The organism is Myxococcales bacterium, from assembly GCA_012513515.1.
Lineage (GTDB): Bacteria > UBA10199 > UBA10199 > 2-02-FULL-44-16 > JAAZCA01 > JAAZCA01.
This window is the reverse complement of record JAAZCA010000009.1, coordinates 58669-69510: the sequence shown is the minus strand read 5'-3', so window position 1 is coordinate 69510 and position 10842 is coordinate 58669. Positions and strand designations below refer to the sequence as shown.

The window sequence follows — 10842 nt, the reverse complement described above, 5'->3', positions numbered from 1 at the left end:
AGTTACTTTTTCCAGTTCTTGCTTATCATTTCCCTAAGCCTTTTGTGTCTATAATTGGCCCCGCAGCCGTAGACCTTTTTGCATTCGAAAGGTTTTACTTCGTGTATTGAGCATTCCTTATCACGATTCAGGAATATGCAGGAACTGCCTCCATTTTTCATGGCCGGTGATAGAGTCCTAGTCCCATCATAGATGTGTTCGGTACAATATTTTTCTATGAACTCATTTTCATTCAGCCCGAGATATCGGGCGGCTATCGCTACTTCGTCTGGCATAAACCAGCCAGGGTCGCGTTCGCAACACTCAACGCATTCGGGGCACTTGCACCCATGACGAATCGATTGCAGCCTTCTCTGTTCACGCCTATTTTTTTTCATATATCTTTTTCAATGATATCGCCAAAAGTCGTTTCCGCACGCCTTGAGCCTCCGCTTTCAGCGGGCTAGGTCGCCGACGATGGCATGGCAGGTGGAAATTCCGTTATGACCTTTCCCCGAATATGGCGGTCCCGACCCTTACTATCGTGGCTCCCTCCTGAATCGCCACCTCCATGTCGTGGCTCATTCCGATCGATAGCTCCCTATACGGTTCAGCAGGAAAGAGTTCATCGTTGAGCTTGTCGAGAAGCGTTTTTAATTTTTTGAAATAGGGTCTGCTCTTTTCAGGATTATCGGAATATGGGGGCATCGTCATCAGACCACGCATATTGAGGTTAGGAAGTTTTTCTATATGTGCCGCGATCTTTGCAACTTCGGTTTCGGAGCATCCGGACTTGCTTGCTTCGCCGGATATGTTCACTTCGATGAGGCAGTCGATTGTGCCAACCGCTCTTGCCGATATCACATCTGCGAGATCCGTGGAATCTACCGTTTCCACGAGCGCAGCTACAGGGCTTACGTATTTGACCTTGTTTTTCTGGAGATGGCCTATGAAATGCCATTCGATCGGAAGGTCGGAGAGCTCTTTATACTTGTCGCGAAGTTCCTGCGCATAATTTTCGCCGAAGACCAGCTGACCGAATTTGAACGCCTCAGCTATTTGATCCGTAGTCACGTTTTTTGTAACGGCTACTAGCTTTACGCCTGAGGGATCCCTTGAAGATCCGGCGCAAGCCGCTTCTATCCGTTTTCTGACGACACTCAGATTTTTCTCAATTTCGCTCATGGTTTTAATCATTTCAAACAGCCTAACTCCTTGTCAACAGTGGACATATTGGGTATAGTCCCGCCATGTTTCTCACTAGGGGGGCTCTTGTCATAACTTTGGCGCTGTTATCCGTCCTTTTTGTGGCGTGTATCTTCGGTCCGCCCAAATTCATTGGCGTTATGTCATATCGCGATGGTTGCGTCTACCTCATGAACAAGAATTTTTATAAGGTGGGTATCCTTCCTGACGATTGGAAGAGGGTCGATACCAAGGTCAGGTCGGTGACATTTTACAGTCCGGAGGCGGGGGCCTCTATCTCCACCAGCGCATTCTGTGGGAGGGGTGTAGAGGGTTTGCGTCCTGATGCCCTGAGTGGGGAGATTCTCGGTACGCTTGAAAACAGGAGTGTTTTGAGCGAAGAAAAACTGATGCTGAACGGCAGGGGAGCGGTTAGAATTCTTACCAGCGGAAGCATGGATGGTGTTGTCTCGATGGTCGATCTGGTGACGATCAGGAAAGACGGATGCGTTTTTGATTTCTACGCTGTTTCTCCGGGCGGACAGAATCAGGCGACCCGTTCGGCCTTTGAAGGTTTTTTTCAGCAGTTTCACTTTGAATGATTTTCCGAAAACGGTTTTGACAGATGACCATTTCAGCACCTACAGATAATATAAGGCGATCTTGCCTTCGTCCGATGGTATCCAAAGTCGGCGCTGGTGTGGTTTCTTTCGTCAAGCTCGTCGGGGGTATCACCTCCTTGGCATTTAGCACAATAAGGGTTCTTTTTACACACCGCCTTTCGACCGATGAGCTTCTAAAGCAGTTTGTCCAGGTGGGTAATAAATCCTTCTCGATAGTGGCTCTGATAGCTTTTTTTACTGGCCTGGTCATAGCGCTGCAGCTCTCCGTAGGTCTCGGCAGATTCGGACTGAAGCTCTACGTCGGTCAGATAGTCGCTCTCTCCATCTTCAGGGAGCTCGGCCCCGTCCTTACTGCGATAATGGTAGCGGCGAGGGTTGGAAGCGGGATGGCAGCCGAGCTCGGTTCCATGGTCGTCACCGAGCAGGTTCTTGCTATAGAGGCGATGGGGGCCAATCCGGTGCAGAAGCTGGTGGTTCCGAGGGTTCTCGCCACTACGATAACTAATCCACTTCTCACAATAATGGCAAACGTCATAGGGGTTGTAGGTGGAATGGTGATAACTGTCATAGAGGCCGGTGTCACTCCGCGTTTCTACTTCGACCAGGTTTCCAGGACGCTGATCATCGATGATTTTGCAAGCGGCATCATAAAGGCTGTCTTCTTCGGGTTTTTTATATCGATAATTTCCTGCTATCAGGGGCTTGCTACTTACGGAGGTACCGAGGGGGTAGGACGGCAGACGACGCGAGCTGTGGTCTTCTCGTCCATTACTATTTTCGTCTCGGATTTTTTCCTGACGAAGCTGGCTTTGTATTTTTAAGATGAAACCTATAATCGAATTCAAGGATGTCCATAAGTCATTTGGCGATCACGGCGTGCTCGTCGGTGCGGAGCTTTCTATTTCCCCTGGTGAAACCCTCACTATCATAGGTGGATCCGGGACGGGGAAGAGCGTTTTTCTGAAACTGCTTCTCGGGGTGATGCGTCCCGATTCCGGCGAGATCTTTTTCGACGGTGAACCCCTTTCGGAGATGAATGAAAGAAAGCTTTCACGGATGCGAAGGCGGATAGGGATGCTCTTTCAGGGGGCGGCTCTCTTTGATTCCCTTACGGTGAAGGAGAATGTTGCCTATCCTCTAAGGGAGCATTTTGAGTATGGCGAAAATAAAATTTCACAAATAGTCGATGATAAACTCGCCATGGTAGGCCTTCCAGGGATAGGAGGAATGATGCCGTCCGACCTTTCCGGCGGCATGAAGAAGCGCGTAGGATTGGCGAGGGCCATTGCGACCGATCCGGATGTCATTCTATACGACGAGCCTACCACCGGACTAGATCCGGCGAATACGAAGAGGATCTGCCGTCTTATCAGGGAGCTGCAAGAGAAGATGAAGGTCACCTCAGTGGTTGTCACTCACGACATGGAGGCGGCGTTCTCGATAACAGACAGGCTCGCCATGATATATGACAGGCGTATAGGTTTTGTCGGAAGCGTGGAGGAGGCGAGGGCCTCTTCCGATCCGGCAGTTCAAAGTTTTATCAGGGGCGAGATGGCCACCGGGGATGGTTGAGCAATGTGAATTGGAGGGGGTTTTATGCCGCGCAACAGATTAGACGAGTTCAGGGTAGGTGTTTTTATCAGCGTAGGCCTTGTTCTGGCTATGGTGGTGATATTCATGATAGGGAGCGACAGTGAACTCTTTCAGAGGAAGTATGTCCTTTTTTCCAACTTTAAAACCGTATCGGGGCTGAGAGTCGGCGCCCCTGTTCAGCTTGCGGGTTTCAAAGTAGGGCATGTGGACAAAATTAGTTTTCCAGATGATCCAGCTTCGCAGGAGATAACAGTGAGGCTAAGCCTTAACAAGGAATATCAATCTAGGATAAGGACCGACAGCGTCGCTACTATCGAAACACAAGGGCTTTTGGGGGATAAGTTTGTATATGTGTCTGTAGGGAGCGAGGCGCAGTCGGTGATTCCTGACAGAGGAATTCTGCCATCGAAAGACGTAACCTCCATATTCTCGCTGGCTGAAAAAGCAGGGACGATTCTCGATGATATTAGCGGTGCTTCGAAATCCATCAATGATATGATTTCTTCGTTAACTCCCCAAGGCGGCGGAGACATAAAGGCTATTATATCATCCGTGCGCAAGACCGTCGAACAGGTCGAAAAGGGAAATAGCCTTGTTCATGCGCTCGTGTACGATCCCAAAGGCGAGGATGTGATCTCCAACCTCTCCGCTGCTATGAAGTCCGTTAAGGGAATTCTCGCTGGTGCCGAGGAAGAGTCCAAAGGCAACATAGGGGGTCTTATAGCCAATATGAGGGCTGCCTCTGCAGATCTGAAGATCGTACTGGACGCTGTCAGGCGTGGCGAGGGGACTGTCGGCAGATTGGTGATGGATCCGTCTCTATACGACGAGATGAGGTCGCTCTTTGGCAAGGCGAATCGGAACAGGCTTCTTCGCGCAGTGGTAAGGACCACGATGACAGAAAATGATAAGCGTGAGTTGAAATGATAACGCCGCTCTGCTATCATCCGTGCGTTGCTGGCGGGGCGAAATTTCGAGATGTATATCTGAAAAACAATGACTGGAGGTAGTCATGTCGGAACAGGGGAAGCCCGTAAATGGTTTAATGCAGATGATCGCGTCGTTAAATGATGTCAAATCGTATCAGGAGTTGCATTGGGAGGGGTCATATCAGGATTATCTCAACATCGTCAGCAAAAATCCGAAAGTTGCCGACACCGCGTTCAAGCGGATTTACGACATGATCCTTTCATACGGTTTCGAGGAATACACCGAGTATAAAAAGAAAATTGTGCACTACAAGTTTTTTGAAGACCCGATAGAAAATGGTAAGGATGCGCTTTACGGTCTCGATCTTCCTCTGATGAAGCTGGTAAATGCATTTCGTTCGGCTGCCATGCGCTACGGGACGGAAAAAAGAATCCTTCTGCTTCATGGGCCTGTCGGCGGTGCAAAGTCAACGATAGCCAGGCTTTTGAAAAAGGGCCTCGAAGCATATTCGAAAAGACCGGATGGTGCTCTTTATACATACTCTTGGGTGAAGGGCAACTTTGACGATCGCAACATGATATTTGGGTCTTCAGCTGAGATACCCTGTCCGATGCATGAAGAGCCTCTCCATCTGATACCGATCGAACTCAGGGATAAAATCCTAGCTGAACTGAATAAGGGGCTTCAGCCCGAGCAGAGGATAATTCTCCAAGGCGACCTCTGCCCGAGCTGCCGCTATATCTATCGTGAGCTTTCAAAGCTCTATGATGGAGACTGGTCCAAGGTCATAGAGCACATAAAGGTCAGAAGGATGATTCTCTCCGAAAAAGATCGCGTGGGCATCGGAACATTCCAGCCGAAGGATGAAAAGAATCAGGATTCTACAGAGCTGACGGGCGATATTAACTACAGGAAGATCGCTGAATACGGGTCCGACTCCGATCCGAGGGCATTTAATTTTGACGGTGAATTCAATATAGCCAACAGAGGTCTCATCGAGTTCATAGAGGTCTTGAAGCTGGACGTCGCATTCCTTTACGACCTGCTGGGCGCTTCGCAGGAGCATAAAGTTAAGCCAAAGAAGTTTGCTCAGACCGATATCGATGAAGTTATCATAGGCCATACCAACGAGGCGGAATACAATAAGCTGCTGAGCAATGAGTACATGGAGGCTCTGCGCGATAGAACCGTAAAAATAGATATCCCGTATATTACCAAACTTTCAGAGGAGGTTAAGGTTTATCAGAAGGACTACGGTCCGAATCGCGTCAGCGGAAAGCATATAGCTCCGCATACGATCGAGATGGCGGCGATGTGGGCGATTCTCACTAGGCTTGAAGAGCCGAAGAAAGCCAACCTTACCCTGATGCAGAAGCTAAAGCTCTACGACGGCAAGTCTCTCCCAGGTTTTACCGAGGACAACGTCAAGGAGTTGCGCAAGGAAGGCAAGCGCGAGGGGCTCGAGGGGATATCGCCGCGTTACATTCAGGATAAAATTTCCAACGCCCTGGTTTCTGATGTCGGCGGCGGGTGTGTAAATCCCTTCATGGTAATCAATGAACTTGAGTCCGGCCTGCGCCATCACTCCATGATTAAAAGCGATGAGCAGAGAAAAAAATTCCTTGAGATGCTCACCGTCGTCAAAGAGGAATATGAAGATATCGTGAAGAACGAAGTGCAGAGGGCGATATCCGCCGATGAAGAGGCGATATCCAGACTGTGCTCGAACTATATCGATAACCTCAAGGCCTATACGCAGAGGGAGAAGGTCAAGAATCCATACACCGGTCAGAATGAGGAGCCCGACGAGAGACTAATGCGCTCGATCGAGGAAAAAATAGATATTCCTGAGAGCCGCAAGGATGATTTCAGGCGCGAGATAATGAACTACATCGGCGCGCTATCTCTGGAAGGAAAGAAGTTCAGCTACCGGACCAACGAGCGCCTTCATAAAGCGCTTGAGCTGAAACTCTTCGAGGATCAGAAGGATTCGATAAAACTTACGAGCCTCGTTTCCAGCGTAATCGACAAGGATACGCAGGAGAAGATAGATGTGGTAAAGAGCAGGCTCATCAAGAATTACGGATACTGCGAGACCTGCTCTACCGATGTCCTCAACTTCGTCGCCTCGATATTCGCTCGCGGCGATATACGCGAGAAGAGATCGCAGAACTGAAAGGCGTAAATGGCCCAGAAAATCGACCAGGATCTCTCGCGCTTCAAGCAGATAGTGAGAGGGCGCGTCAAAAAGGAGCTGAGGAAATTCATCAGCCAGGGTGAACTCATAGGCAAGCAGGGGAAGGATCTGGTCAGCATTCCAATTCCAAGGATCGATATCCCGCATTTCGTTTACGGTGATAAGGAAAAAGGTGGCGTTGGCCGCGGCGATGGCGAGCAGGGCGAAGCTGTTCAACCGGGCGACGGCGAGGGGGCTGCTCAGGCGGGCAATACACCTGGAGAACACCTCCTCGAGGTCGATGTGACGATGGAGGAGCTCGCCGAACTCCTTGGCGAGGAACTCGAGCTTCCGCGCATTAAGCCAAAAGGCCAGCGTGAGATCGATACCAAGAACATAAAATACACCGGCATATCCACCGCCGGTCCTGAAAGCCTCAGGCATTTCAAAAGAACATACAGAAAGGCTCTGAAGCGTCAGATCATGAGCGGCACCTACGACCCGAAGAGGCCGCTCATCATCCCTGTGAGGGAAGATAAAGTCTATCGCGTATGGAAAGAGGTCCACAATCCCAGGAGCCGTGCGCTCATCGTGTACATGATGGACGTCTCGGGCTCGATGGGGGATGAACAAAAGGAGATGGTGCGCATCGAATGCTTCTGGATAGACACATGGATACGCTCCCAGTATGAAGGGGTCGATGTTAGATATATCATCCATGACGCTGTAGCCAGGGAAGTGGACCGGGAGACCTTTTTTCATACGCGCGAGAGCGGTGGAACGATAATATCCTCGGCGTACAAGATGTTCCTAAAAATTATTGAGGAAAATTACAACGTGGATGAGTGGAATATATATCCATTTCAATTTTCCGATGGTGATAACTGGTCGGGCAATGACACTGACGACTGCATGAAACTTTTGGAGAAAGATATTCTCCCCATCTCGAATGTTTTTTGCTACGGACAGGTCGAGAGCGAATACGGAAGCGGCCAGTTTTTAAAGGATCTGCATGCGAAGTTCGGTGGCAACGACCAGGTCATAACCTCGCGCATCCCGAATAAGGACGCGATTCCGGAATCTATAAAGACATTTCTGGGTAAAGGAAAATAGGTTTATATAATATATGCGAAGAAGTTTCAGAAAAAGCAGGCCTACGAAGTACGACACCCATCTTCCTGCCGATCTTGAGGCGGAGAGGGTTAAAATAGAGGGGTACGCCCGCGAATTCGGACTCGATTTCTACGATGTCATATTCGAGGTTCTAGATTGGAACCAGATCAATGAAGTGGCAGCCTATGGGGGGTTTCCGAACAGGTATCCTCATTGGCGCTTTGGGATGGAATACGAACAGCTCTCAAAAAGCTATGCCTACGGCCTTTCCAAGATATACGAGATGGTCATAAATACCGATCCTTGTTATGCATATCTTCTCTATTCAAACGGCATGGTGGATCAGAAGCTGGTGATGGCGCACGTCTACGCGCACTGTGATTTTTTCAAGAACAACCTGTTTTTTGCACATACCAATCGCAAGATGATGGACGAGATGGCAAATCACAAGACCCGCGTTCTGAGATACATAGATGAATATGGCATGGACCGCGTAGAGAGCTTTATAGATAGTTGCTTGGCGATAGAGGATCTTATAGATCACCATGCCCATGCAATAAGGCGGCGCGCTCCAGCAGGCAGAGAACTCGAAGGTCCGAGGCGTCCGATAAGAAAACTGAAGATAAATCATCAGTACATGGATAAGTATATCAACCCTCAGGAATTCATGGAGGAACAGAGAAAAGCAATAGAGGATGAGATGCAGCTGGAAAAGAAATTTCCGGAGCATCCAGAAAAGGATGTTTTACTATTCCTGCTCGACTATGCTCCGTTGGAGAAATGGGAACGGGATATCCTCTCGATAATACGCGAAGAGGCGTATTATTTTGCCCCTCAGGGCTTGACCAAAATAATGAACGAAGGGTGGGCCAGTTATTGGCATTCCAAGATAATGACCGAGCGCGCCCTTACCGATTCCGAGGTTATCGACTATGCCGACCATCATTCCGGCACGGTTGCGATGAGCGCCAGAAATTTCAATCCCTACAAGGTGGGTATAGAGTTGTTCCGCGATGTCGAAGAGAGATGGAACACCGGCCGCTTTGGCAAGGCCTATGAGGAGTGTACCGATATGGTTGCCAAGGCCAACTGGGATTTGAAGCTGGGTCTGGGCCGTCAGAAAATTTTTGAGGTAAGGAAGCTGTATAATGACGTCATGTTCATAGATGAATTTCTCACGCCGGAGTTCTGCGAGAAACATAAACTTTTCATATATTCCTACAATATCTCATCGGACCAGTATGAGATAGCCAGCCGAGAGTTCAGCAAAATAAAACAGCAGCTTCTCTTTCAGCTCACTAACTTCGGCCATCCTATAATCAACGTGGTTGATGGCAACTTCCGAAACCGCGGCGAACTGCTGCTCAAGCATTCGCACGAGGGAAGGGAGCTCAAGCACGATTATGCATGCGAAACTCTGAAGAGGCTTTTTAACATCTGGAAAAGGCCGGTTGCGGTAGAGACCTTGAGCGATGGAGTTCCCACGCTGATCAGCTACGACGGAACAGAGGTTAAGGAAGAGCGCGTATAGAACTTCTAAGAGATTTCATTGTCGCAATCATCATGACTATCACGATTATGAAGTTCGCCGCGAATATCCGGTAGGCGGATATGTAGGCCGCTACCGCTACTCCGAAAAGCCCTATGCTTATGTAGAACGCCGGATATAAAATCTCCCTCTTGCTCATGCTCAAGGGTTTTCCCTTCTCCCCGACAAGTTGCCATATCCCCTGATTGAACAAAATAACCGCGAGGGATACTAGGAACCATCCGGCGAAGTTTGAAAAGGGTATTCCGAAATAGAATCCATTCTCCACGTAGTAGTAGATCTTTCCTAAAAACCACTGGGACCCCAGCTTGGATATTGGGTCTATGATCACATCGAGCAGGGTCGTGAAAATAGCCCCGAGGAATGCGACCTTCAACCCTCGCTCTGTTTTCATCAGCAGGGCTGCCGTCGTGAAGCCTGCGAATATCATGAACGGGTAGGAGAGGGAGTCGAAGAATGGAACCCCCGCTATCATCAGTTCCCCGGGCATGCTGGCGTATATGTAGTGGTATTCTCCGTAAGGAAAGCCGGTGTTGATAGAGGAGTATTCGCTGAGCCAGGCTATGATATACCCTGAAACAAGCCAGATCAGGGTTTTCGTCGTGCCCCAACGAATTTTTGCAAGCACAAGATATGAGGCCAGGAAAATGAATACGTAGGGCCTGTGTATTACCGATGTTAAAAATTCATTTATCATAATGTCATCCTCCTTTTATGCCATTCCATCGCATCGCTGAGCGTTTGTTCTATCGGTCTCGGACGGTGGTCTAGCATTTTTTCAGCCTTTGTTGAATCAAAAAACCACGGATGTTTTACCGTCTTTACGCCGTTTACGGTTATACCAGGGTCGGACCTGGACACATCACCCTTGACCTCTAGTACAAATGCCGTAGCTAGCGCAAGTGGATAAGGAATTTTTACAGGTAGCGAATCTATGCCGGAAATTTTTTTCAACATTGTGAAAAGTTTATGCAAAAAGATATTGTGTCCGCCCAGGATGAAGGTTCCTTCGATGCCGGGGGTGGTGATTGCCTTGACGTGAGCCGCTGCTACGTCCCGCGAATCTACGAAATTGATTCCGGCGTTGTAATAGGCTGGTAGCTTTCCGCTTAAAAAATTTCTTATCAGCTTTCCTGGTGGAGTGAGGTGTATATCGCCGGGGCCTATTACCGCCGCCGGCCTGATTATCGCATGGCTTATCTTTTCTCCGGACAGCGATGCTATTATCTCTTCAGATTCCAACTTGCTGCGTTCGTATCCGCCTTTTACCGAGGCGCGATTTATTGGGGAGTCTTCGTTTCTGGGTTTGCCATCCGTGGATGGGCCCATTGCATCGCAGCTGCTCGTGAATACGATTTTTTTTATGCCGGAAGAGAGGGATTCATCGCAGATATTTCTGGTGCCATCTATATTGATCTCCAAGAATTCGCGAGGATCTTCATTCCAGAGGCGGTTTAGTGCGGCGCAGTGGACGCAGCCCGTACATCCCGAGAGCGCCTTTTTTATGGATTGGCGGTCTCTGACATCGCCGCGAATTTTCTCTATTCCATCCAGATGGGAGATATTTTCTTCCGATTCATCATTCCACAACATGGCCCTGAACTCGATATTCATCGAATACAGCCTTGAACAGACTGCGGATCCTATGAGCCCTCCGGCCCCGGTGACCAGTATTTTTTCTGAGGCTGCCATGT

The 10842-nt window shown here is 49.0% G+C and carries 11 protein-coding genes; 7 read left to right on the top strand and 4 right to left on the bottom strand.

The annotated features are described in order from the left end of the window. Positions 1 to 2: 2 nt before the first annotated feature. Together GX659_02160 and GX659_02155 are read right to left on the bottom strand one after the other, a co-directional pair. Complete coding sequence (locus GX659_02160) at positions 3 to 377, bottom strand: hypothetical protein (protein ID NLD27595.1); 375 nt, start codon at positions 375 to 377, stop codon at positions 3 to 5. A 103-nt stretch (positions 378 to 480) separates the two neighbouring features. Further along, on the bottom strand, positions 481 to 1164 hold the full coding sequence (locus GX659_02155) for a YggS family pyridoxal phosphate-dependent enzyme (protein ID NLD27594.1): 684 nt from the start codon (positions 1162 to 1164) through the stop codon (positions 481 to 483). Positions 1165 to 1229: 65 nt separating this feature from the next. Between GX659_02155 and GX659_02150 the strand changes: the two genes are divergently transcribed. From GX659_02150 to GX659_02120, 7 genes are all read left to right on the top strand, one after another. Next, a complete protein-coding gene (locus GX659_02150; protein NLD27593.1) occupies positions 1230 to 1766 on the top strand; it encodes a hypothetical protein in 537 nt (178 codons plus the stop codon). A gap of 74 nt (positions 1767 to 1840) precedes the next feature. Next, positions 1841 to 2608 carry an ABC transporter permease gene (locus tag GX659_02145; GenBank protein NLD27592.1) on the top strand — a complete coding sequence of 256 codons (768 nt, stop codon included), beginning with the start codon at positions 1841 to 1843 and terminating at the stop codon, positions 2606 to 2608. A 1-nt stretch (position 2609) separates the two neighbouring features. Continuing rightward, entirely contained in the window at positions 2610 to 3359 is a 750-nt protein-coding gene (locus GX659_02140; GenBank protein NLD27591.1) for an ABC transporter ATP-binding protein, read from the top strand. A 24-nt stretch (positions 3360 to 3383) separates the two neighbouring features. Beyond that, positions 3384 to 4307: an MCE family protein gene (locus GX659_02135; GenBank protein ID NLD27590.1), complete on the top strand. Its 924-nt coding sequence runs from the start codon at positions 3384 to 3386 to the stop codon at positions 4305 to 4307. Between the two features lie 85 nt (positions 4308 to 4392). Beyond that, entirely contained in the window at positions 4393 to 6486 is a 2094-nt protein-coding gene (locus GX659_02130) for a serine protein kinase (GenBank protein NLD27589.1), read from the top strand. 9 nt (positions 6487 to 6495) lie between these two features. Further along, complete coding sequence (locus tag GX659_02125; GenBank protein NLD27588.1) at positions 6496 to 7599, top strand: DUF444 family protein; 1104 nt, start codon at positions 6496 to 6498, stop codon at positions 7597 to 7599. Positions 7600 to 7612: 13 nt separating this feature from the next. Continuing rightward, positions 7613 to 9130: a SpoVR family protein gene (locus tag GX659_02120; protein NLD27587.1), complete on the top strand. Its 1518-nt coding sequence runs from the start codon at positions 7613 to 7615 to the stop codon at positions 9128 to 9130. Here the strand turns inward: GX659_02120 and GX659_02115 are convergent. Together GX659_02115 and GX659_02110 are read right to left on the bottom strand one after the other, a co-directional pair. Next, positions 9111 to 9845: a carotenoid biosynthesis protein gene (locus GX659_02115; protein ID NLD27586.1), complete on the bottom strand. Its 735-nt coding sequence runs from the start codon at positions 9843 to 9845 to the stop codon at positions 9111 to 9113. The two genes, GX659_02120 and GX659_02115, sit on opposite strands and share 20 nt — an antisense overlap. After that, on the bottom strand, positions 9842 to 10840 hold the full coding sequence (locus GX659_02110; GenBank protein ID NLD27585.1) for an NAD-dependent epimerase/dehydratase family protein: 999 nt from the start codon (positions 10838 to 10840) through the stop codon (positions 9842 to 9844). The genes GX659_02115 and GX659_02110 overlap by 4 nt, the downstream gene beginning before the upstream one ends. Positions 10841 to 10842: the final 2 nt, after the last annotated feature.

Excerpts from the sequence above, each read along its gene's own strand:
- GX659_02145 (NLD27592.1), top strand. The coding sequence starts at position 1,841 with ATGGTATCCAAAGTCGGCGCTGGTGTGGTTTCTTTCGTCAAGCTCGTC.
- GX659_02140 (NLD27591.1), top strand. The coding sequence starts at position 2,610 with ATGAAACCTATAATCGAATTCAAGGATGTCCATAAGTCATTTGGCGAT.
- GX659_02135 (NLD27590.1), top strand. The coding sequence starts at position 3,384 with ATGCCGCGCAACAGATTAGACGAGTTCAGGGTAGGTGTTTTTATCAGC.
- GX659_02130 (NLD27589.1), top strand. The coding sequence starts at position 4,393 with ATGTCGGAACAGGGGAAGCCCGTAAATGGTTTAATGCAGATGATCGCG.
- GX659_02115 (NLD27586.1), bottom strand. The coding sequence starts at position 9,845 with ATGATAAATGAATTTTTAACATCGGTAATACACAGGCCCTACGTATTC.
- GX659_02125 (NLD27588.1), top strand. The coding sequence starts at position 6,496 with ATGGCCCAGAAAATCGACCAGGATCTCTCGCGCTTCAAGCAGATAGTG.
- GX659_02150 (NLD27593.1), top strand. The coding sequence starts at position 1,230 with ATGTTTCTCACTAGGGGGGCTCTTGTCATAACTTTGGCGCTGTTATCC.
- GX659_02160 (NLD27595.1), bottom strand. The coding sequence starts at position 377 with ATGAAAAAAAATAGGCGTGAACAGAGAAGGCTGCAATCGATTCGTCAT.
- GX659_02110 (NLD27585.1), bottom strand. The coding sequence starts at position 10,840 with ATGGCAGCCTCAGAAAAAATACTGGTCACCGGGGCCGGAGGGCTCATA.
- GX659_02155 (NLD27594.1), bottom strand. The coding sequence starts at position 1,164 with ATGAGCGAAATTGAGAAAAATCTGAGTGTCGTCAGAAAACGGATAGAA.
- GX659_02120 (NLD27587.1), top strand. The coding sequence starts at position 7,613 with ATGCGAAGAAGTTTCAGAAAAAGCAGGCCTACGAAGTACGACACCCAT.